This window comes from Shewanella sairae (genome assembly GCF_023283535.1).
GTDB lineage: Bacteria > Pseudomonadota > Gammaproteobacteria > Enterobacterales > Shewanellaceae > Shewanella > Shewanella sairae.
In genome coordinates, this window is the sequence record NZ_JAKILT010000007.1 from 50,377 (window position 1) to 71,497 (window position 21,121).

Annotated in this window: 18 protein-coding genes and 1 tRNA gene; 11 read left to right on the plus strand and 8 right to left on the minus strand. The window is 44.6% G+C overall.

Going from position 1 to position 21,121, the window contains the following annotated elements; all coding sequences use genetic code 11:
* Positions 1 to 25 precede the first annotated feature (25 nt).
* Together selA and selB are read left to right on the plus strand one after the other, a co-directional pair.
* On the plus strand, positions 26 to 1,522 hold the full coding sequence (gene selA, locus L2748_RS04340) for an L-seryl-tRNA(Sec) selenium transferase (protein ID WP_220782039.1): 1,497 nt from the start codon (positions 26 to 28) through the stop codon (positions 1,520 to 1,522).
* Positions 1,519 to 3,435: a selenocysteine-specific translation elongation factor gene (gene selB, locus L2748_RS04345; RefSeq protein WP_220782040.1), complete on the plus strand. Its 1,917-nt coding sequence runs from the start codon at positions 1,519 to 1,521 to the stop codon at positions 3,433 to 3,435. The genes selA and selB overlap by 4 nt, the downstream gene beginning before the upstream one ends.
* Here selB and L2748_RS04350 read toward each other — a convergent pair.
* Positions 3,413 to 3,507: transfer RNA gene (locus tag L2748_RS04350), tRNA-Sec, on the minus strand. The genes selB and L2748_RS04350 overlap by 23 nt on opposite strands.
* A 287-nt stretch (positions 3,508 to 3,794) precedes the next feature.
* On the opposite strand from L2748_RS04350, the gene fdhD reads away from it, so the two are divergent.
* The 3 genes from fdhD to yedF all read left to right on the plus strand — a co-directional run bounded on the left by fdhD (position 3,795) and on the right by yedF (position 6,488).
* On the plus strand, positions 3,795 to 4,658 hold the full coding sequence (fdhD, locus tag L2748_RS04355; protein WP_220782041.1) for a formate dehydrogenase accessory sulfurtransferase FdhD: 864 nt from the start codon (positions 3,795 to 3,797) through the stop codon (positions 4,656 to 4,658).
* Between the two features lie 236 nt (positions 4,659 to 4,894).
* Complete coding sequence (gene yedE, locus L2748_RS04360; RefSeq protein WP_220782042.1) at positions 4,895 to 6,166, plus strand: selenium metabolism membrane protein YedE/FdhT; 1,272 nt, start codon at positions 4,895 to 4,897, stop codon at positions 6,164 to 6,166.
* Between the two features lie 85 nt (positions 6,167 to 6,251).
* Positions 6,252 to 6,488, plus strand: a complete 237-nt coding sequence (gene yedF / locus L2748_RS04365) for a sulfurtransferase-like selenium metabolism protein YedF (protein ID WP_012153712.1) — start codon at positions 6,252 to 6,254, stop codon at positions 6,486 to 6,488.
* A 230-nt stretch (positions 6,489 to 6,718) separates the two neighbouring features.
* On the opposite strand, the gene L2748_RS04370 is transcribed toward yedF, so the two are convergent.
* Both L2748_RS04370 and L2748_RS04375 read right to left on the minus strand, forming a co-directional pair.
* Positions 6,719 to 7,447 (minus strand): YebC/PmpR family DNA-binding transcriptional regulator, encoded by a 729-nt coding sequence (locus L2748_RS04370; RefSeq protein WP_220782043.1) that lies wholly within the window; start codon positions 7,445 to 7,447, stop codon positions 6,719 to 6,721.
* A 164-nt stretch (positions 7,448 to 7,611) separates the two neighbouring features.
* Complete coding sequence (locus tag L2748_RS04375) at positions 7,612 to 8,487, minus strand: LysR family transcriptional regulator (protein WP_220782044.1); 876 nt, start codon at positions 8,485 to 8,487, stop codon at positions 7,612 to 7,614.
* Between the two features lie 221 nt (positions 8,488 to 8,708).
* On the opposite strand from L2748_RS04375, the gene L2748_RS04380 reads away from it, so the two are divergent.
* Together L2748_RS04380 and L2748_RS04385 are read left to right on the plus strand one after the other, a co-directional pair.
* Positions 8,709 to 9,074: an isochorismatase gene (locus L2748_RS04380; RefSeq protein WP_220782045.1), complete on the plus strand. Its 366-nt coding sequence runs from the start codon at positions 8,709 to 8,711 to the stop codon at positions 9,072 to 9,074.
* A 493-nt stretch (positions 9,075 to 9,567) separates the two neighbouring features.
* The gene (locus tag L2748_RS04385) at positions 9,568 to 11,403 is read left to right on the plus strand and encodes a multiheme c-type cytochrome (RefSeq protein WP_220780484.1); all 1,836 of its coding nucleotides are present in this window, start codon (positions 9,568 to 9,570) and stop codon (positions 11,401 to 11,403) included.
* A gap of 80 nt (positions 11,404 to 11,483) precedes the next feature.
* Here the strand turns inward: L2748_RS04385 and L2748_RS04390 are convergent, their stop codons facing one another.
* A complete protein-coding gene (locus tag L2748_RS04390; RefSeq protein ID WP_220780485.1) occupies positions 11,484 to 12,425 on the minus strand; it encodes a LysR family transcriptional regulator in 942 nt (313 codons plus the stop codon).
* Between the two features lie 94 nt (positions 12,426 to 12,519).
* On the opposite strand from L2748_RS04390, the gene L2748_RS04395 reads away from it, so the two are divergent.
* The 4 genes from L2748_RS04395 to L2748_RS04410 all read left to right on the plus strand — a co-directional run bounded on the left by L2748_RS04395 (position 12,520) and on the right by L2748_RS04410 (position 16,712).
* Positions 12,520 to 13,593, plus strand: coding sequence for an HlyD family secretion protein (locus L2748_RS04395; protein WP_220780486.1), 1,074 nt, complete (start codon positions 12,520 to 12,522; stop codon positions 13,591 to 13,593).
* Positions 13,593 to 15,176: a DHA2 family efflux MFS transporter permease subunit gene (locus tag L2748_RS04400; protein WP_220780487.1), complete on the plus strand. Its 1,584-nt coding sequence runs from the start codon at positions 13,593 to 13,595 to the stop codon at positions 15,174 to 15,176. The genes L2748_RS04395 and L2748_RS04400 overlap by 1 nt, the downstream gene beginning before the upstream one ends.
* 135 nt (positions 15,177 to 15,311) lie before the next feature.
* A complete protein-coding gene (locus L2748_RS04405) occupies positions 15,312 to 15,776 on the plus strand; it encodes a GNAT family N-acetyltransferase (RefSeq protein WP_220780488.1) in 465 nt (154 codons plus the stop codon).
* Positions 15,777 to 15,827: 51 nt separating this feature from the next.
* Positions 15,828 to 16,712, plus strand: coding sequence for a radical SAM protein (locus L2748_RS04410; RefSeq protein WP_220780489.1), 885 nt, complete (start codon positions 15,828 to 15,830; stop codon positions 16,710 to 16,712).
* Positions 16,713 to 16,737: 25 nt separating this feature from the next.
* Here L2748_RS04410 and L2748_RS04415 read toward each other — a convergent pair whose 3' ends face one another.
* The 4 genes from L2748_RS04415 to L2748_RS04430 form a co-directional block, all read right to left on the minus strand.
* Positions 16,738 to 17,676 carry a LysR family transcriptional regulator gene (locus L2748_RS04415; RefSeq protein ID WP_220780490.1) on the minus strand — a complete coding sequence of 313 codons (939 nt, stop codon included), beginning with the start codon at positions 17,674 to 17,676 and terminating at the stop codon, positions 16,738 to 16,740.
* Positions 17,673 to 18,605: a LysR family transcriptional regulator gene (locus L2748_RS04420; protein ID WP_220780491.1), complete on the minus strand. Its 933-nt coding sequence runs from the start codon at positions 18,603 to 18,605 to the stop codon at positions 17,673 to 17,675. Before L2748_RS04420 ends, L2748_RS04415 begins: the two co-directional genes overlap by 4 nt.
* A gap of 166 nt (positions 18,606 to 18,771) precedes the next feature.
* The gene (locus L2748_RS04425) at positions 18,772 to 19,812 is read right to left on the minus strand and encodes an outer membrane beta-barrel protein (RefSeq protein WP_220780492.1); all 1,041 of its coding nucleotides are present in this window, start codon (positions 19,810 to 19,812) and stop codon (positions 18,772 to 18,774) included.
* Between the two features lie 252 nt (positions 19,813 to 20,064).
* Positions 20,065 to 20,913 carry a mechanosensitive ion channel family protein gene (locus tag L2748_RS04430; protein ID WP_220780493.1) on the minus strand — a complete coding sequence of 283 codons (849 nt, stop codon included), beginning with the start codon at positions 20,911 to 20,913 and terminating at the stop codon, positions 20,065 to 20,067.
* Positions 20,914 to 21,121 lie beyond the last annotated feature (208 nt).

The following is a 21,121-nucleotide window of genomic DNA, read 5'->3' on the forward strand; positions in this document are numbered from 1 at the left end:
GATTCCAACAACTAGACGAAGACCTATGACTCAAGCTATCAACTCCACTCAAGCCCTATACCGTTGTTTACCTGCAATGGACAGCTTGCTGCTGATACCTCAAGTGATAGGTTTTATCGACCAGCAGGGTAAGCTTTGGATTAAATCCTTATTGGCGCAAATGCTTAAAGATGCGCGTCAGCAGATCGCTGAGCGACAAAGCTTGCCAAGCTGGTGCTTAGATATAAGCAATATTACAACCGAGTTAGCCAGCCGTATTAGCAAAGCCCAGCGTCAAAGTATGAGCCCAGTGATTAACTTAACCGGCACCATATTGCACACCAACCTAGGGCGCTCGCAGATGTGTGAGGCCGCAATCGATGCGGTTACCCAAGTGATGCGCAGCCCTGTGCCACTTGAGTTCGATATGGGCCAAGGTAAACGTGGCCACCGTGACAGCGCAATTTCAACACTTATCCATGAGCTAACGGGTGCAGACAGTTGCTGCATCGTCAATAACAACGCCGCCGCAGTTTTACTGATGCTGGCAGCGACCGCCTCCGGTAAAGAGGTGATAGTTTCCCGTGGTGAGCTGGTGGAGATTGGCGGCGCATTTCGGATCCCCGATATTATGGCGCAGGCGGGTTGCAAGCTGGTGGAAGTGGGCTGCACTAACCGCACTCATCTTAAAGATTACGCCGCCGCGATTACTGAAAACACCGCGGCAATTATGAAGGTGCATACCAGTAATTATCATATTAGTGGTTTTACAAAAGTCACCGAAGAAGCTGAGCTTGCGGCTTTATGTAAAGAGCAGGGCATTGCACTGATCTCCGATCTTGGCAGCGGCGCGCTGACGGATCTGTCGCGCTTTGGTTTATCAAAAGAGCCAATGCCGCAGCAGATGCTAAAAGACGGCGTTAATCTGGTGAGTTTTTCTGGCGATAAACTGCTCGGCGGACCGCAAGCAGGTTTAGTAGTTGGTGATGCGGAGCTGATTGCTAAGCTACAAGCGCACCCACTAAAGCGCGCACTGCGCTGCGATAAAATGACTTTGGCTGCGCTTGAAGCGACCTTGATGCAGTACCGTAATCCACAAACGCTAGATAGCCAGTTACCTATTTTTAGAAAGCTATCCCGTCCTTTGGTTGAACTTGATCGGCTTGCACAAACACTGCAGCAGCAATTAGCCGATAGCAGCATATTTGATATAACAATTCAAGCTTGCCAAACCCAAGTGGGCAGTGGCTCGCAACCTGATGTACTGCTTGATTCTGTCGCCTTATGTTTTGCTGTAAATCCTGCTGCAGCCAAAGGCCACAGCTCGCTAACTGTGTTGCAGCTGGATAAGCATTTTAAAGCTGCCAGCACGCCGATTATTGGCCGAATTACCGCTAATCAGTTGTGGTTAGACTTGCGCGGCACTGACAGTGACAGCCAGCTTATCGAAGTCCTGACAACAAGCCTACTTAGGTTTCATAGAGAGATGGGCTTTCATAGAGAGATTGGCTTTGAGGAGAAAACCGGGGAGGCCGCATCATGATTATTGTTACCGCAGGTCACGTGGATCACGGCAAAACCAGCCTCATTCAAGCACTAACAGGCACAGATGCCGACCGGTTACCGGAAGAAAAAAAGCGCGGCATGACCATCGAGTTGGGTTACGCCTTTATGGATTTAACGGATGGTGAGCGCCTAGCCTTTGTCGATGTGCCGGGTCACAGCAAGTTTATTAATACCATGCTGGCTGGGGTGAGTTGTGCCAAACATGCACTATTGATTATTGCTTGTGATGATGGGGTGATGCCGCAAACTCATGAGCATTTAGCCATTTTGCAGCTACTTAATCTTGAACACTTAATTGTGGTGCTCACCAAGCAAGATAAAGTCGACAGTGAACGTGTCGAGATGGTTAAGCTTGAGGTGGCGGAGCTACTAGCAACACACCAAAGACAAACTGATATCTATGTGGTATCGGCGCAAACAGGCTTTGGTATTAGTGAGTTAAGCGATGCGATTACTCAGCTTGCGCAAATGCAAATGGCAAAGCTTAAACAGACTCGCGAGCAATCAAGCTTTCGCATGGCAATTGACCGAACTTTTAGCGTAAAAGGTGCGGGTCTTGTGGTAACCGGAACTGTTATTAGCGGCCACGTCAAACAAGGGCAAAACCTGTATCTATCGGGTCAGCGCAAACCGGTAAAAGTCAGAACGCTACATAGCCAAGGTCGAGCAAGTGATAACGCCCATCATTGTCAGCGGGTGGCTCTCAATATAACTGGCGTTGATGCGCATCGCGGCGCAGAGCGCGGAGATTGGCTAACGGCGCTTGACCCTGCCGTTGTAACAATTGAACCAGCTAAAGTCATTTGTGGTGTATTTGAATCTGTATTGCCATTTAAGCATTGGCAAAGCGTGCAAGTGCATCTTGGTAATCGCCACACCACGGCACGCTTGGGTTTGCTGCAAAAACTGGTAGACGGTAGCGCCTTAGTTGAGCTGCAATGTGAGCAAGCACTTGGTTGTGTCGAGCAAGATAGAATCGTCGTGCGCGACAGCGCCGCTAAAACCACATTAGGTGCGCTGCGAGTGTTAGACATCAATCCGCCAACCCGCGGCAAGCGCAGCGATGAGCGCTTAGCTTACTTAGAAAACCTTAAACAGTGTGACTCGCTTACGGCGAGCTTGCAGGTGCAAATAAATCATCACTGCGTGTCAAAGTCGGCTTTTATGTGGGCCAATCAGTTAACTGAACAAACTGCCTGTTTGGCAGACGAGCAGCTGATTAGCCTCGATGGCTATCTGTTATCAAGTGCATTGCAGCAGCAGATTGAAGCGCAACTGCTAGCACTTATCGCTGACTATCATCAGCAGTCGCCTGAGCTATTAGGTTTGAGTATTAATCGCCTGCAGCGCATGACTCATAACCAATATCCACTGCCTGTATTGTTGCAACTCACCGATGGGCTTAGAGAGCAAAAGTTGCTACAAAGTACCCGAGGCTTATTGCATCTGCCACGGCATAACCTAGCGCTGTCGGATGCTGAGCAGCAGCTGTGGTCGCAGATAAAGCAGCAACTGCTTAGCGCCAACGGCCCGTTATGGTCATCAGACTTAGCTCAAGCACTAAACCTTGAGCTGACGGTAGTGCGCAGCCTGTGCCGTAAGCTTATTCAGCTGGGGTATCTGTCAGCGATTATTAAAGACCGCTTTATGCTCACCGAAAGCTTGTATTTCTATGCAGATGTTATTCGTAATCAAATCAAGGTGAGTGGTGAGATCAAGACCGCTGATTTCAATGCAATCATTAAGCTTGGCCGCAAAGCCAGTATTCAGTTATTAGAGTTTTATGACCGCAGTGGATTAACGTGGCGCAAGAAGAAAGACAATTCGAGAGTAATTAGAGATAGCAGTATTTTTATAGCGAGTGATTTGGCGGAAGAACATAGGAGTTGAACCTACCCGGGACTGCTGGCAGCCCCACCTGGATTTGAAATCCAGACGTTTCACCGGAAACGACGTTCTTCCGTATCACTTGCGGCGAATAATAGGTAATTGTATTTGGCTAAACAATAGCGGCTTGCAGCAAACTTTATTAACTGTGAGTGCAAATTATATTTATCGGTAATAACGATGAAGAGTGGGACATTATTTACCAAATAGTTGCAGCATAGCTCAAGGGAACCAGTGTTTTTATAAATGATATTAATCGACTTATATGTTTACTAAATGTGAGCCCTATTTACATCTATCCATATTGGCAATATTAACGCCCCTAGTGTGATCTTATTTAATTGAAGAGATGGAACAGCTTTATGACGGAACTTGTATGTGGCTTAAATAATATAACTGAGCAAGCTTCAGTGACGTGTTTTCGTAATGACAGAGAGCAGTCATTAATAGAAACGGTGGCGAAAGAGGTCAGAGTCGCACTGATTTACAATGGTATTTCTCATGTCGTGATGATGGCGTGCCCAACCGCACTAAAAGAGTTTGCCATTGGCTTTAGCTTGTCTGAATCAATTATTGCAAGCGTACGCGATATCCGTTCTATTGAAATTGAAACCATAGCCAGTGGTGTATTGGTTCATATTGAGGTGTCGCAGCGCTGCTTTATGCAGCTTAAACAGCATAGACGTAGTCTTGCTGGGCGCACCGGTTGTGGCCTTTGCGGCATAGAGCAGATAGAGCAAACGCTTAAACCGATTGTGCAAGTCACAGACACTGCAAGATTCAACCTAAATAGCTTGAAGTTGGCTTTATCTAACCTGCATAAGCATCAAAATGCATTTAATTTGACCGGTGCCACACATGCTGCTGCCATGTTGTCGGCAGAAGGTGATATTATGTGCTGCTTCGAAGATGTGGGGCGTCATGTCGCACTCGATAAATTAATTGGTCATATCAATATCGATAACGAGACTCGTCATTCTGCGTTGTTATTAACCAGTCGAGCCAGTTTTGAGATGGTGCAAAAAGCCGCCATTTCAAATATTAGTATTATATTTGCAATTTCTTCAGCAACTTCGTTAGCGATTGATATCGCGCACAAATCAAATATTACTTTGGTTGGGTTTTGCCGTGAAAATAGGGTGACAATATATACCCATCCTGAAAGGTTGTATTTATGTAATGAAACGCTAGCTAATGTTGAAAATAATAACTTAGCAGTGATCTAGTTAAGGCTTTATTTTAACTGTTGGTGTGTGTTTGGGTTTTAGAATTTAATTTAAGCGTAATAAAATAAGTGTTTAGAGTGATTACTTGGCTTAACTTGGTTTCGTTTAACTTAGTTTCGTTTAACTTAGTTTCGTTTAACTTAGTTTCGTTTTACTGGGTTTAGCTTAGTAATAAGTCTAGTGCTTAGCTTAAACGCTTAAATTAAGTGTTTCATATTACTTGGTAAGTTTTAAATATGTGGTTAACGTTTAAAAATCAGTTTTTTATTAAATTCTGGTCGCCTTTTGCTGCCGTTATTGCGGCGGGAATATTGTCGACCTATTTTTTTGGTCTTACCGGTTCACTTTGGGCGGTAACCGGCGAATTTACGCGCTGGGGTGGCCATGTATTGCAGTGGTTCGGCGCTGAGCCGGAAACCTGGCAGTACTTTAAAATCATTGGCCTTAATGGCACACCGCTAGATCGTGTCGGCGGCGTGATGATCTTAGGCATGTTTGGTGGCTGTATGGCGGCGGTGCTGTGGGCAAACAACCTAAAGCTGCGTATGCCGAGTTCTAAAAAGCGTATTGCACAGGCACTGATTGGCGGCATGATTGCAGGCTTTGGTGCGCGTCTTGCTATGGGCTGTAACTTGGCGGCTTTCTTTACCGGTATTCCGCAGTTTACCTTGCATGCGTGGATCTTCGCCTTTGCTGCTGCCGCAGGTACTTATATCGGCGCTAAGATCACCTTGTTACCGTTTTTCCGTTCAACTGCCACGCTAAAAGCAGGCGGCTTGAAAAAAATCGCTAAACCTAATCCGAATCAAGTGCAAAACCGTTTTCGCCTAGGCTGGGTGGTATTTGCAGCTATGATTGGCTTGTCGCTGTATGTGATGCAAAGCTCGACTAAGCTTGGTATTGCCATGTTTATGGGGATGATGTTTGGTCTATTGATTGAGCGTGCGCAGATCTGCTTTACCTCAGCGTTTAGAGATATGTGGATCACCGGTCGTACTCATATGGCTAAGGCCATTATCTTAGGTATGGCAGTCAGCGTTATCGGCATTTATAGCTATGTGCAGCTAGGTATGACACCGAAAACCCTATGGGCTGGCCCGAATGCGGTGATTGGCGGCTTACTGTTTGGTATCGGTATCGTTATCGCGGGTGGTTGTGAAACCGGCTGGATGTACCGCGCATTAGAAGGTCAAGTGCACTTTTGGTGGGTGGGTATTGGTAATATCGTTGGTGCAACTATATTAGCTTATTACTGGGACGTGGTGGCTGAACCATTAGCGACTAGCTGGGATAAGGTAAACCTGCTAGATGTATTTGGGCCGCTTGGTGGCTTAGCGGTGACTTATCTATTGCTGGGCTTATCTTTTGTGCTGATTTTAATGTGGGAAAAGCACTTTTTTAGCAAGCAGAAGCGTGAACAGCAAGCGGTGGCTGCAAAGCTTGCAGCGCTAGCGGCTAATAAAGAGTTAGCTGCAAATAAAGAATTAGCGACTAGCACACAAGCTTAAAGATCGGTTTTAAAAATAAGATTTATTCTATTTGTTCTATATTCGGCTCAATTAACCTGAGCCGATTTTTGCTGAGGAGCAGTTTATGCCTGCATCTATCGTACCTGATTACAATTTAGAGATTTACGGTGAGCCTTGTCCATACCCAGCGGTTGCCACGCTTGAAGCGATGCAATCATTGAAAGCGGGTGAAGTATTGGAAGTGATTACCGACTGCTCGCAGTCTATTAATAACATTCCTAATGATGCAAAGAACCACGGTTATGAAGTTTTAGACATTAGCCAGCAAGGCGTGATGTTGCGTTACTTGCTTAAGAAATAGTTGAACAGCTTTGTCACGAGTGGCTTGGGTAATCGATTAATAACATTATTTTTCAAGCGACGCTAAGAACCACGGCTACGAGGTTTTAGACATCAGCCAGCAAGGCGTGATGCTGCGTTATTTGCTAAAGAAATAAGCTTGTTTACGAGCAATAAAAAAGGCACTCAATGAGTGCCTTTTTACTGACTTGCGATGAGCAAGTCAGTAGTCGTTTATCGAAGAACGATTAATTACTGTGGTAGCTCAGCGTTGTGGTAAACGTTCTGAACGTCATCACAATCTTCAAGCGCAGCAAGGAACTTCTCGAATTGCTCAATCTCTTCTGCGTCTGTAAGCTCTGTCATTGTTTGTGGTAAGAAAGTGATTTCTTCCATAACGTAGTCAGTGTCTTCTGGTAGTTCAGCTGCTAATGCAGTTTTGACTTTGAAGAACTCTGTGTGCGGTGCGTAAACGCTGATCATGCCATCTTCTAGCTCTACGTCAGATACATCAACGTCAGCCATCATTAGCATTTCAAGGATTGCATCTTCGTCGTCGCCAGCGAATACGAATACCGCTTGGTGATCGAACATGTGACCAACAGTACCTGGGCCACCTAGCTTGGCATCGTTTTTAACGAATGCTTGGCGAACTTCAGTGAAAGTACGTTTTACGTTGTCAGTTAAGCAGTCAGCAATAACCATACAGCCGCCAGGACCAAAACCTTCATAACGCGCTGTTTCGTAGTCTTCACCACCGCCGCCACGAGCTTTTTCAATTGCACGTTCAATAACGTGTGCTGGTACTTGGTCTTTCTTTGCCTTGGCAATCATGGTGCGAAGTGCAAGGTTGCCTTCTGGATCGAAACCACCGTTCTTGGCGCAAACGTACAACTCTTTCCCATAACGAGAATAAATTCTAGTTTTTTGCCCAGCCGTTTTCGCCATGGATTCTTTTTTGTTTTGGTATGCTCTACCCATCTTGATCTTTCTCACTAAGCCTAAAAAATTGCCAGCAATGTTAGCAGCTTTATCGAAATAAATCAGGTACAGGCCTTTAAAAATGCTAAACGCAGCGATTAATTTTGTTTAATAGCAGCAACTAGAGCTCTTCATTCCATTGCGAAGAGCATTTGGCTTACTGTTTATGCTTGATATTGAAAAGACTCAAGCAGCGCATCGATGGTTTTTTTGATTAACAGCGGCGGTGTACGGCCAAAATCATGCAAGGCATACACACTGTTTAGTGGACATTGATGCGTGGCTATGAGTTCAACGAGTGAGGGCTGCTGCTTAAATACAAAATCAGGTAATAAGGCCACACCTAAGCCTGCTTTTGCTAATGACAGCACAGCAGATGAAGTATCGGCAAAGCGATTAGCACTAAAGCTTAGCGTGAGTGCTGCCTCAGCTGTATTGGCTTTAGCTTGTAGTTGGTGCTCGATATTTTGCCCCTGCCAAGAATTAGCGATGTAATCTAATTCTTGCCATTGCTCGGCGGCTATTCGTTGTTGATGCTGCGCAATAAAAGCGGGGCTGGCACAGAGTACATCGCGAAACTCGCCGACTTTCCGCTGGATTAAATTGCTCGATGCTAACTTACCGACGCGCACCGCGAGGTCGATATCTTGCCCAAGCAGATCAATACGGCGATCTTGCACCTGAATGCTCGGCCTAATCATAGGGTTGCCTTGGCATAGCTTGCCAATAGTTGGCGCGATATAGTTGTCGACTAAAGCGTGCGGTGAGCTGATTGTAATTGGTCCCGCTAGCTTGTCGGCACTTTCTCTAGCTTGCTGCCACGCTAGGTTAGAGATATTGGCTAATTCGCCGCAGCGCTGGTAAAAATCTTTACCTGCGGGAGTGAGTTGTTGTCTGCGAGTGGTTCTATGCAATAGCTGCACACCCACCGCTAGCTCTAGTGATTTTAAATGGTGGCTGACCACAGATTTAGACAGACTAAGCTTATCGGCCGCAGCGCTTATCGAGCCGCTATCGACGATTTGTTTAAATATGGCCATATGCCTTAAATGATCCATGGTGTTACCTTATTGGTTGCGAGCACAGAATCTGGTTTTTCCTTGAGAATTCAATCTGCTGCATTAACAAGCGCTGCATTAATAAAGACTATAATTATTGTTCTGTATTATCGAACAGTGATTACAAGTTTACCTAGGTTATCAATGCTAATTATCGCTGTAAACTGATGGCATAAATTGATAACTAAATACAGGTACACACTATGTCACAGCAATTACTCGATGCGGTAAAGCTGGCCAGCGCCACTTGGATGCAAGGTTTTAACACTCAAAATGCAGCACTGTGCGCGGCGCAATATGCTGCCAATGCGCCAATGTTAGCCCGTCCTTTCGGCGAATTTGTGGGTCGCGAAGCGATTCAAGCATTTTGGCAAAACTTGATTGATCAAGGCTATTGCGATGTTGAATACACAAGCCCTGAGTTTAAAGTGCTAGATGAAAAGTCTGTATTATTAACTACGGCTTGGAAAATGAATAAAGCCCATGGCGTAGTCCACAAAGAAATTTGGGTACTGCAAGATGATGGTACGGCTAAGCTGGTGGATGATGAGTTTGAAGTCTTAGGTTAGGCGGCATAGCTGCTGTTATAACCACAAGCAAATATTAATATGTATAAGTTCAAGTAAGCGAACTTGCTTGAGCTTATATTAATCAGTAACTAAGGGATTTTTGTTTATACCCTATAACCAGTAAGTAGCTTTGGTTTACAGCCTATTATTTCTGAATATTAACGCTCACGTCACTATCGCTTTTTACCGCATGCCTGTCGCTTAATTTTTCATTAATTTGTGATTTATTCTTAGTCATTAAGATAGCCTTTTCTTGGGTTACTTTCTTTGTTAGTTGTTGTTAATAAAGCTGTTTTTCTACAGAGTATTTTCGAGCGCTAATTAATTGAATCTTAAATTGTTTTTGGTCAATTTTTATTTTTTTATTTATGTGAGTCATACCTCTAAAGAAGTATGTTGTTGAGAATTTAGTCACATAAAAGCCCTAGTTGAAACTTTAAGGTATTGACGGGGGAGTAAAAGGTCACGACTTAATAAAAATTATGGAGTGATGATGAGAAAATTTAATAAATGCAGTGTGGCGTTAATCGTCGCAACCGCTTTCGGTCTAGCAGCCTGTAGCGATGGTAAAGATGGTAGTGACGGTGAAGATGGCACCAGTCCGCTACCACCGGTAGTTGAAGTGACCGAAACCACTAATGTTGAAATGCTAAGCCATACTCTTGAAGAGGGCGCAGTGCGTTTCGAATTTGAAGTCACTAACGAAGAAGGCTTGTTAGTTAGCGGCCTTGAAAAAGTAAGTGCGGAAGTTGCAGAGTTAACTGACAAGGGCATTGCTCGTAGCCGTCCTGATTTTGAAGGGACGATTGCGGGTGGTAGCGCGTCGAATGAAACCGAAGGCGCGAGTCTGACTATGACTGAAGATGGTCGTTATGAGTTCTTAGCACCTATGCCTGCGGTTAATGCTGGTACAGAGGGAATTATTCGCATCGCCGTGGGTGGCAGCGAAAAAATTGCTAAGTCTGCCTACATTATTGTCGATAAAACAGAAGGTTTACACACAACCTCAACTGCAACCTGTCATGGTTGTCACGTTGATTACGCTGAATCTAGCCTCAAACATCCTAGTTATACTGCGATAGATACAGACGGTGAAACTGACTTAGTTGCCGGCTGTATGATGTGTCACGGTAACGTGGTGCGTGACGAGGGTGGTTATGCGCGCAACTCCATGCAAAAGATTGGTCATATCAACCATCAGAAGTTTGAGAAAGACTTTGAGCCTGCTAATTGTTACACCTGTCATGCAGAGCCGATCACTAAAGTGAACTCTATGCAAACGTGTACCGATTGTCATGACGCTGCTGGTGTCGGTACGACCGCAGTTGCAATGACATACAGTGGCTTTAGTGAGTCAGACGATGTGCGTTTATTCCATAAGAAAGTTGCTGAAAAAGCCACGGTACGTGATGAGCATTCATCTACTGTATCAGCACCTTATATGAATACGGATGCGGGTTACTGTACTGATATTGCTTTGTTTAAAGGCGAAGAGCAGCTTAATCTTGAAAGCTTATTAGCTGACGGTACAGTGTCTTACCTAGGCGCTTACCTGCATGGTTATGATAATGGTTCGATTGTAGGGCGTGCAGCAAGAACTAGCACGACTACATATGATGTTAACGGTACCGCTTCAGTCTGTTTTGCCAGCTTAGATGCGACTTTCCCTGAGTTAATGGCAAGTTCACGCATTACCTTTAACTTTGGTGAAGATGCGAGTTATGACGGTGTTACCTTGCATGGTTACTCAGATATGATGTCGGGCGAGCTTTACGAGCGTCGCCATAGCGTCACTATGGATAGCTGTAGCACTTGTCATAACAACGAAAGCAATTACCACAAAAATGGCAGCTACGCCGATGGTGGCTTAGGTTGTGTGGCGTGCCACAACAATGGCCAAGACCGTAACTCTAAGGGCTCTGCACCAGGCTTTGGTCCTATGGTTCACAGCATGCACTGGGGTGTAGGCAGCTCTGCTGTATCAGGTGAGCCAAACTCGGCGACTAAGCTAAACGCAGAAAACTGTGTTGCATGTCATGCTGAAGGTATCGACCTAAATGCTGTACCTAATCAGTACATGTTATCGAAAGCCTTTAACGGTGGACAATCAGGTGTTGCATCAAGCCCGGTAACGGCTAACTGTTTTGCATGTCACGATAGTGACCAAGCGCTTAATCACATGAAGTCGAATGGCGGCGAAATCAATACTCCAGTTGACCATACTGGGGATTGGTTCAGTCAAGGCACTTCAGAGTCTTGTGCAACTTGTCATGCAGAAGGTCGTTCATACGGTATTGAAAAGTACCACGTGTTTGACCGTAAAGAATAAAAAGTAACGGTTAGCTGCTCCCTGCAACCGGCTAACCCATCACTTTTTTGGGGCTCTTTTATAGAGCCCTTTTTTAGTTACTAATCAAAGCCAGGTCGCTGGATAAAGTCTGGCACATCTAACACTCTATTTTGCCAATTAGTAAAAAGTGCTTCATAGAGAAACTCAATAAACACCCGGTAACGGCGTGGTAAATAGACCCGCTGTGGCATGCTCATAGTCACTAAGCTTTGCTTCATAGGAAAGTCATTTAAGACGGTGACCAGCTCTTGTTTCTCTAGGGCATCATGGGCAATAACCATAGGGATTGCAGCGATCCCTAGGCCTTCAATAGCGGCTTCACGCATTAAGGTAATGTTGTTGGTTTCTAGTCGAGATGTGGGTTCTACTGTTATCCATTGCTTGCCATTAAACAGGGTCCAGCTGCCGTCGATATGGGGTGAACCGAGGCGAATACATTGGTGTGTGCTCAGCTGCTCTGGCGTCGTTGGTGTACCGTGTTTTTCGATATATTTGGGACTTGCCATTAATATTTTAGGCGTATTAATTAAGGCGTAAGTTTGCAGGCGATCATCTGTTTGCTCGGTGATCTGAAACAGCATATCAATGCCTTCACCAATCACATCCACTTGTCGATTCGTTAGCTCTGCTTCAATGGTGATATCTGGATACAGCGCCAAAAATCTCGCAAAGATCCGTCCGAAATACAGCTGACCCATTTCGATAGGGCAGACAATTTTTAAGTGCCCCTTAATGGTTTGCTGCCTAGCACTGAGCTGGTCTTCGGCATTGGTTAAGTCCACTAAAATGCGATTAACTTTATGGTAGTAATCCGCGCCAGCTTCTGTGAGTTTGAGTGCACGAGTCGTGCGATAGAGTAACTGTACGCCGGCATCAGCTTCGAGTTCAGCTACCTTACGGCTTACGGTGGCTTTGGTCAGACCTAAAGCATTAGCAGCCTTAGTGAAGCTACCTTGTTCGACCACTTGAACAAACATTTGGATGCGGTTGAGATCTATCATTGTTACACCTGTGAAACAGTGGGTAATATTTTAGCTATCTAATAACTATGTTGAGACAGTAGTAAACTATGACTCACTAATCAAGGAGTCATTCATGTCAAAAACTAAGTTATATTTCGGGATTCCTGTACTTATTATTGCGTTAGTCGCTGGCGGTTATTACTGGTGGACCCAAGTACGTAATTTTGAATCTACAGATAACGCCTATGTAGAAGCCGATATTTCTCATATTAGCGTTAAAGTCCCGGGCTATGTAACGGCCACATTTGTTACAGATAATCAGCATGTTGAGCAAGGCCAGTTATTGGCTCAACTCGAAGGTAGTCAGTTTGCGGCCAAGGTCGCGCAAAGCCAAGCATCATTGTCTAGTGCTAAAGCACAGGGGCAAACATTGCATGCACAAGTTGACTTGCAACAGGCGTTAATTTCACAAGCTAAAGCCAGTGTCGTGGCAGCAGAAGCAGAGCAAGTTCGCAGTCAGCAGCAATTAAGCCGCGCATCAAAGTTAAAAGTTAAAAACTACAGCTCGCAAGATGCGGTTGATGAAGCGCAAGCTGGATTTGAGTCCGCTAGTGCCCATGTTGATGAAGCTAAAGCGGCGCTCGTTGCTAAGCAGCGTGAGCTAAAAGTGCTAACGGCCCAATTAGTTGAGGCGGATTCCAGTGTTGAGCAAGCAAAAGCGGGTTTGGCATTGGCGAAAATTCAACTCGCCGACACGCGAATTACCGCGCCGTTTAGCGGCATTATTGGTAAACGTGGTGCTCAGCAAGGTCAATATGTACAGCCGGGGCAGGCTATTTACAGCTTAGTGCCAGATGAAGCTGTGTGGATCACTGCTAACTTTAAAGAAACCCAAATTGCCCACATGCATGCTGGTCAGCCAGTTGCGATTGAGCTAGATGCTTTTTCTGGCAAGCATTTTACTGGGGTAATTGATAGCTTAGCACCCGCTTCTGGCGCTAAATTTAGTTTATTACCTGCTGAAAATGCGACCGGTAACTTTACCAAAATTGTGCAACGGATCCCTGTGCGTATCCGGCTTGATAGCGACTCTGCCACGCAACTTGAGCATGGCAGAATTGTTCCTGGGCTGAGTGCTTTGGTGAAGGTTGATATAGCGAGTGATGCACTGAGCACGGATGTTGTTGCTAACAGAGCGCAATACTAATGTCTGCGGCTAATGCTGAAACCTTGCATCCATTTGAGCAAGTTGAGCCAGGCAGTCGCCGCGCTTGGATAGCGGTATTTGGCGGGCTTATCGGTGCATTTATGGCGATTTTGGATATCCAAATCACCAATGCCTCGATGAAAGAGATCCAAGGCGGCTTAGGGGCTACGCTAGAGGAAGGCTCTTGGATCGCGACGGCTTATTTAGTCGCGGAGATGATCGCCATTCCACTATCAGGCTGGCTCAGTAAAGGGCTAGATATTCGTCGCTATATGCTATGGAATTGCGCGATATTTATATTGGCGTCACTGCTTTGCTCGGTCGCTTGGAACCTTGAGTCTATGATCGCCTTTAGGGCGATGCAGGGCTTTTTTGGTGGCGCACTCATCCCCATGGCCTTTAGGCTGATTTTAGAGTACTTACCCGACAGTAAACGCGCGGTAGGCATGGCGCTTTTTGGCATTACCGCGACTTTTGCGCCATCAATTGGCCCAACATTAGGTGGCTGGCTCACCGAGCAATTTAGTTGGCACTATCTGTTTTACATCAATGTTCCGCCTGGATTGGTGGTGATGTCGATGCTGGCTTACGGCTTAGTTAAAAAGCCAATTAATTGGCCAGAGCTTAAAAATGTTGATGTGACCAGTGTGGTGACTATGGCTTTGGGTATGGGCTGCCTAGAAGTGGTGCTTGAAGAGGGTAACCGTAAAGACTGGTTTGGCTCAGATCTTATCCGTAACTTAGCGATTGTAGCGGCGGTAAATATTGCGATTTTTGTTTATCTGCAATTTAAGAAAAAAGATCCATTGGTCAACTTACGATTACTGGCAAATCGTGACTTTAGTTTATCGACCATAGCTTATTTTTTACTGGGCTTAGCGCTGTTTTCATCGATTTATATGGTGCCGCTTTACCTGTCGCAAATTCAAAATTACAACTCACTAGAAATTGGTGAGGTGTTAATGTGGCTCGGCTTTCCACAGTTATTGATTTTGCCGTTTATGCCCAAGCTAATGCAGCGTTTTGATAATCGTTATTTAGCAGGCTTTGGCTTTTTTATGTTTGGCGTGAGTTATTACATGAACTGCCATATGACAGCAGACTTTGCCGGTCCGCAATTGATTGCTTCTATGGTTGTTAGAGCCATTGGCCAGCCGTTTATTATGGTACCCATTGGTATGTTGGCAACCTCGAGACTGCTAAAGTCTGAAAATGCGTCAGCGTCGACAGTGCTAAATGTGGTGCGTAACCTCGGCGGCGCAGTGGGTATCGCTTTAGTGTCGACTTTGACCGACAACTTAGGTCGAGTGCATTTGGCGCAGATGAAAGAAACCTTACCGGCAGTGAGCCCACTTGCTAATGGATATTTACAGCAAACTGCGGGCATGTTGCAGGCGGCGGGATCTGATCCAATCACCGCGAGCCAACAAGCATCAGCTTTGCTTGGGCAAACCATGCAGCAACAAGCTATGGTGCAGGCCTATAACGATGTGTTCTTTATTATGGCAGCTTTGCTGATGGTGGCTGTGGTCTCGGTGTTGTCTATCCGTAAACCTATCGCTCAAGTGCCAGCAAGTCACTAATTGATAAAGCCCCTAATTACTAAAGTTGCTAAATCTAAATTCAAATTACTCTACTGGGTTTACGATTTAGCGCCTGTTTTTATCATACTGAAGTGCTAGACTGCTGCTCTACTAAGTTGTTTTGGAGTGTTTCCTATGCTTTGGAAATCCCTGTCTTTTTCTGAACTTTCATTGAATGAGTTGTACGATCTACTGAAGCTGCGCGTGGACGTGTTTGTGGTCGAGCAAAACTGTCCCTATCCAGAGCTTGATAATAAAGATCGTCATGCTCAAACTCAGCATCTTTTAGGCGTTGATGAGCAAGGTGTTATTCAAGCGTATGCACGCGTGTTAGCGCCAGGTGTAAGTTATCCTGATGCCAGTATTGGCCGCGTTATTGTGGCTGAAGCGGCGCGTGGTGGTGGCGTGGCTCATACCCTGATGCAAAAGGCGATTGCTATTTCTAACAAGCGCTGGCCTGAGCATAATATTCAGCTAGGTGGTCAAGAGCACCTCAAAGGTTTTTACCAACAGCAGGGGTTTGAACCTGTGTCTGAGATGTATTTAGAAGACGGCATTCCGCACATTGATATGCTGCGAGTGAACACAGTAGAAGCTTAATATTGGCTGATATAATGGCTGAAATGATATAGCGCTATTAAGGAGTGAGTCGTGCTTAACTATATTGAACCGGTATTTCGTCCACCATCGGAGTGGAAGTCTCTGATCCTGCAAGTCACTAATGGTTGCAGCTGGAATCAATGTAGCTTTTGCGACATGTACACAGAGCCACAAAAACGCTTTCGAGCGCAAAAGGCCGATAAGATTGAGCAAGATCTTATGGCGGTGGCTAACTCTAATGCGCATATCAGCCGAGTATTTTTGGCTGACGGTGATGCGATGACTTTGCCTTTTGCACGCTTAGAAGCCATCTGTTTGTTGATAAAACAATACCTACCTAACGTGACCCGTATTAGCAGTTATTGCTTACCACGCAATATCAATAACAAAACGCCACAGCAGCTGCAGCGCTTAAGAGAGTTAGGTCTAAGCTTGCTTTATATCGGTTGTGAAAGTGGCGATGATGAAGTGCTTACACGGATTAAAAAAGGTGAAACCTACGCCTCTTCTTTAGCGGCGCTGCAAAAAATTAAAGCCGCGGGTATTAAGGCTTCAGTAATGATATTAAATGGTTTAGGTGGCGTTGAGCTATCTAAGCAGCATGCTGAAAACTCTGCCAAATTAATGAATGCAGCCCAGCCAGAATACTTGTCGACCTTAGTGGTGACTCTGCCTTTAGGTACCGAGCGTATGGACGCCGCTTTTGACGGGCATTTTCAGTTACCGAATCAAGCGCAGTTATTTACTGAGATGCATACTTTGTTGACCCATCTAGAGCTAGATAAAACCGTGTTTCGCTCAGATCACGCATCTAATTATTTAGTACTTAAAGGCATACTAGGTAAAGATAAAGCTATCCTAGTCGCCCAAGTTGAGGCGGCAATGACAACACCGGAGCGTATTGCTTTACGCCAAGAGTGGCAAAGAGGGTTATAGTCTACGCCGTTAAAATAATAGTGGTTTAAGTCAGGGCTGCTTGTTGTTTTAACTGGTTGATAATAGCTAGACATTGGTCTTTAAACCACTGGATTAGCGGATCTTTATGCACTCTAGCATGCCAGTATAGGGTACTATCAAATGGCATTAACTCTTTAATCTGCACCCCCTTTAGTTTTGATTGCCATCGTGGCGACTTGAGGGTTCGCTGGGGCACAAATCCCACGTGTTTACCGGCGAGCAAGCCTTGTAACATGACTTGGAATGAGCCGCTGGAAAAGGTGATTTTACGTTGTAAGTGGTGTTGCAATGCCAGTTGATTCACTTCTAATTCAACTAAATTAGATGCTGAATATTCAGCGGTATCATAAGCAAATATTTGTGCTAGTGTGGGGTGTTTAAGTTTAGCCAGAGGGTGAGCAACGCTGTAGGCCGCACAATAATCTGTATTGGAAATATGTCGTCCATGTATATTGGCAGGAGGAGTATCAGCTCCCGCTGCTGCAAGATCTATCTCTCCTGATTCTAATAGTGAAAACACATCTTTAGGCTTATGCACGAATTCCAGCTCTATATTCGGCGCCAATAACAAGATTTTATCTAAAATCATTGGGATCATAGATTGGGTTAAATCATCCATAAAGGCGACACGGATCACCCCATGACTTTCCATTGGGTCAAAAGCCGTTTGCGAGATCAGGCGATCGCTTAAATAGAGCCATTCTGTTAATGAGTGATAAAGGCGCAGGGCCTTACTTGTCGCCTTAATACCTTGACCATGTTTAACAAATAATGGGTCATTAAACATTGCCCGGAGTTTTTTCAAGTTTTGGCTCATGGCTGGCTGAGAGATATCCAGTCTTTCAGCACTTTTAGAAACACTTTGCTCTTCAATCAAAATGGTTAAACTGAGCAACAAGTTAAGGTCACATTGCTGAATAATTTTTAAATCGGTTAAATTCATAATGCTTTTTCTAAAAGTAGATGTTGGTGTAATAGTCTTGTCAGCTGACGCCTAAACCACTGCAGCAGCTCAGGGCTTCTATGGTGACGATCCCAACAAAGTTTGAGATCAAGGTTAATCGGTGTGCCTAACCAATCAAACTCCTTGGTTTCATTTTCAGGTAAAATCCGTAAGGCAAAATGAGGTAACAAGGTAGCGGTATTATTAGTTTGTAGTGCGTACAACAGAGCACTTAGTGAGGCTGTTGTGAGCGCATAGGCGGCATCTAGCGCGTCGATTTGCTCTAACGACGCTAATGAATACAGTTGGTTATGCTCTTGAAATTGGTAGCGTAATAATTTAATCGTGTCTCTATCTAATTGGCTTAGCTGGCTATTACTGGTTCTATGAGTCACCATTTGCCAAGGTGCCTGACCTATTACTTCGCTTAATAGTGGCGTAGGTACATCATCATAAAAGCCGATTACCATATCGACTTGACCGCGCCTGAGTAGCTGAAATCCATTGCCGCTTTGGGAAATATACTCAAGCTCAATATTAGGTGCTTGTTCACTCATTAAGGCGATAAGCGGGGTGATAATCAGTTGTGCGGTGATATCGCTCATTATAAAGCGGATCCGCCCTTGAGCGGTTTTGGGGTTGAAATGATCAGCTTCTAAAATACGCGCGGTTTTATCGAGTAATGGTGTCAGTTCGAGCGCAATAGCTTGGGCTTTATTAGTTAGCGTCATACCGTTATTGCTTTTAAGCAACAGTGGGTCGGCAAACATTAAGCGCAAGCGTTTCAGCATTTGACTCATAGCAGATTGAGATAGACCTAACTGCTTAGCGGCATTAGAAACATGGGCCTCATTGAGCAATACGGCTAAAGCAAGTAATAGGTTTAAATCGCAATTCTTTAGGCGTTCAAGGTTGAGCTGGGTCAGCATTACCTACTCCTCTTTAAGAAACTGACTATAAACGATAAAAATTTTCTTGAATAGGTTTATGCAGATTGGTTGAGCCATCCTTGGCTCTATTTTAAGGTATCTTTTCGCCATCCTAGCGGGGTCGGGTCCTTATACTGATGGCTACCAGTAGTGATACGCTTAATTTCTATTGAGTCACTAATACTTGTGCTTGGCTAGTCAAAGTCACAACTACTCGGCGCTCAAGTGCGCGCTCTTGACGAGTATTTGCTTGTGCATTTTGATCACCTACTGCTTCAGTATCGATATGCTTGACTTCAACACCATGATTTTCTAAGTAAGCTTCTACCTGTAGTACACGTTTTTCAGAAAGCTTAAGGTTGTACTCGCTGTTGCCTTGGTTATCAGACTGACCACTTAACAGGATGACATCTTCATCTTGTTGCTTTGAAAGAGTGATCACTTGATCTAGTTTAGTTTTAGCGTCGCTGCTTAGTTCATATGAGTCAAAACCAAAGAACACAGCCACGCTGTTGGTTTCAGTGATGATCTCATAAACAGGCTCAGGCTGCGGCTCTGGACGAGGCATTGGCTTAGTTTGTTTTTCGATAACTGCAGGCAATACGACAGCAGTTGCCGCAGGCTTCACACCAAATCGGTAAGTCAGTTGTAAGCCAACTGTTTCAGCGTCCATGTTCGCCGTGTTCCATGCCGTTTCATCAATGTTAGCAAAGCGACGGTATTTGGCTGAAATTGCTAAAGAGTCTGTGATGTTATAGCCAATACCTGCACCAAAGTATGCCGCTGTATCGGTAGCACTCACGTACTTATTCGCGTTCATCTGGTGTGCAAGGTGGTACTGATAAGCACCTGCCTCACCGGTTAAGAACCATTTTTCAGATAACGGCAAAGTACCAACAGCGCCTAAAGTAAAGCCATCAACATCGATTTTTTGGCTACCGTCTAAACCACCCCACATGTGAGTATCATCGGTAGCACCTAAATCTTGCCAGCCTGCTTCAAAGGCAAGGTATTTGTTTAATTGATAACCGACTAGGGCGTTCCATGCAAAATCGCGATCTTCTCCTAGGTGGCTAACCGCGTGTACTGACTCATAGTTGCTTTGTCCAGCGCCAGCACCTATGTACCAAGTGTTGTCAATGTCAGCTGCATTTGCTGCCGTACATGTACCCATTAAAGCTAATGCAATTAGTGTCTTGTTCATCATGTTATCTCCGTTGAGTTTTAATCTGTCTTCGATTTCAATGGAGGCATTTTGCAGTAAGCGCTAAATCAGAGCGATAGAGTGAGTTTAATAATGATTATTTGTTTTACTTATGGGTTTTGCTTGTTTTTGACTTGAAATGCGCTAAAACGCGAGGTCACAGGGTTTTGATATAAGTGATTTGGATGATGAATAAAACGAATACTTAGCGCTAATAGAAGCCGCTAAGTATCGATGAGCTTATACAGTCTGGTATTAGTGCTCTTGGATATGGATCTGTTTTACCGGACAAGGAATTTCAATATTCGCCTGTTTTAATGCTTTAAATAGTTCTGCATTAGTTTGGTACTTATCTTGGAAGTAGCTGTCGGTTGGTACCCAATAGCGAATACCGATCTCAATACCGATCTCAATACCGATACTATTAAAATCATTGATACCCACTTGGGCTTTATCGCCTTCAAATACCCTAGGGCTATCGGCGAGCACTTTAGCGAGCATGGCAACGACTTCTTCAGTATTAGCCTGATAGCTGATATTAAACTTGGTTTCGACCAGCTTGTTGGCAAATGAATTGTGTAAGATCTCACCAACTATGTGCTTGTTGGGAATGTTGATTTCTTCGCCTTCTTCATTAGTCAGTACTGTCATACCTAAATGGATATCTTTTACTAATCCACCAACCCCCTTAACCTCGATGGTATTACCGACAATAAACGGCCTAGTCACAATAATGGTAATACCAGCCGCATAGTTAGCTAACATGCCTTGTAGGGCTAAACCAGCACCTAAAGAGGCGGCACCAATAGCGGCAACCATAGGCGTGACACTAATGCCTAATTTACCTAAGGCGATAATGCCTACCATGACAATTATTAAGATACGGACGAAGTTGCTGGTGAAATTACTGAGGGTGATGTCTATTTGGTGTTTTTCAAAAATACGGGTAACTAAATTAGCGACTTTGGCTGCAATCCATAGGCCAATCAAAAAGATAATCACGGCACCAAGAATACTGAAGCTGTACTGTACTAAAAACTCAGTAATAGCCGTGTAGGCGTTTTGTAGTTGGGCTATTTCTTGGTCTAATCCTTGCTCTTCCATTTCTGCATCCTATATGACAAGCCTTTGAGATTAGCTTACTGAAAACACAACATTTTGTAACTTATAATTTATATATGTATGGCTGAATAAATTGATTTCATTACAGACTAAAGAGCTTTGCGTGAAGGGGATCATGCTTTGCCGTTAAGTTTACTGTCGCTTAATAAATAATAGGTTATTCTTTCTGCTAATTCTAATTTGAAGAGTC

What these genes read in the sequence shown, in the direction of transcription:
- selA (WP_220782039.1), top strand. Translation starts at nt 26, where the DNA reads ATGACTCAAGCTATCAACTCCACTCAAGCCCTATACCGTTGTTTACCT.
- selB (WP_220782040.1), top strand. Translation starts at nt 1,519, where the DNA reads ATGATTATTGTTACCGCAGGTCACGTGGATCACGGCAAAACCAGCCTC.
- fdhD (WP_220782041.1), top strand. Translation starts at nt 3,795, where the DNA reads ATGACGGAACTTGTATGTGGCTTAAATAATATAACTGAGCAAGCTTCA.
- yedE (WP_220782042.1), top strand. Translation starts at nt 4,895, where the DNA reads ATGTGGTTAACGTTTAAAAATCAGTTTTTTATTAAATTCTGGTCGCCT.
- yedF (WP_012153712.1), top strand. Translation starts at nt 6,252, where the DNA reads ATGCCTGCATCTATCGTACCTGATTACAATTTAGAGATTTACGGTGAG.
- L2748_RS04370 (WP_220782043.1), bottom strand. Translation starts at nt 7,447, where the DNA reads ATGGGTAGAGCATACCAAAACAAAAAAGAATCCATGGCGAAAACGGCT.
- L2748_RS04375 (WP_220782044.1), bottom strand. Translation starts at nt 8,487, where the DNA reads ATGGCCATATTTAAACAAATCGTCGATAGCGGCTCGATAAGCGCTGCG.
- L2748_RS04380 (WP_220782045.1), top strand. Translation starts at nt 8,709, where the DNA reads ATGTCACAGCAATTACTCGATGCGGTAAAGCTGGCCAGCGCCACTTGG.
- L2748_RS04385 (WP_220780484.1), top strand. Translation starts at nt 9,568, where the DNA reads ATGAGAAAATTTAATAAATGCAGTGTGGCGTTAATCGTCGCAACCGCT.
- L2748_RS04390 (WP_220780485.1), bottom strand. Translation starts at nt 12,425, where the DNA reads ATGATAGATCTCAACCGCATCCAAATGTTTGTTCAAGTGGTCGAACAA.
- L2748_RS04395 (WP_220780486.1), top strand. Translation starts at nt 12,520, where the DNA reads ATGTCAAAAACTAAGTTATATTTCGGGATTCCTGTACTTATTATTGCG.
- L2748_RS04400 (WP_220780487.1), top strand. Translation starts at nt 13,593, where the DNA reads ATGTCTGCGGCTAATGCTGAAACCTTGCATCCATTTGAGCAAGTTGAG.
- L2748_RS04405 (WP_220780488.1), top strand. Translation starts at nt 15,312, where the DNA reads ATGCTTTGGAAATCCCTGTCTTTTTCTGAACTTTCATTGAATGAGTTG.
- L2748_RS04415 (WP_220780490.1), bottom strand. Translation starts at nt 17,676, where the DNA reads ATGAATTTAACCGATTTAAAAATTATTCAGCAATGTGACCTTAACTTG.
- L2748_RS04420 (WP_220780491.1), bottom strand. Translation starts at nt 18,605, where the DNA reads ATGCTGACCCAGCTCAACCTTGAACGCCTAAAGAATTGCGATTTAAAC.
- L2748_RS04425 (WP_220780492.1), bottom strand. Translation starts at nt 19,812, where the DNA reads ATGATGAACAAGACACTAATTGCATTAGCTTTAATGGGTACATGTACG.
- L2748_RS04430 (WP_220780493.1), bottom strand. Translation starts at nt 20,913, where the DNA reads ATGGAAGAGCAAGGATTAGACCAAGAAATAGCCCAACTACAAAACGCC.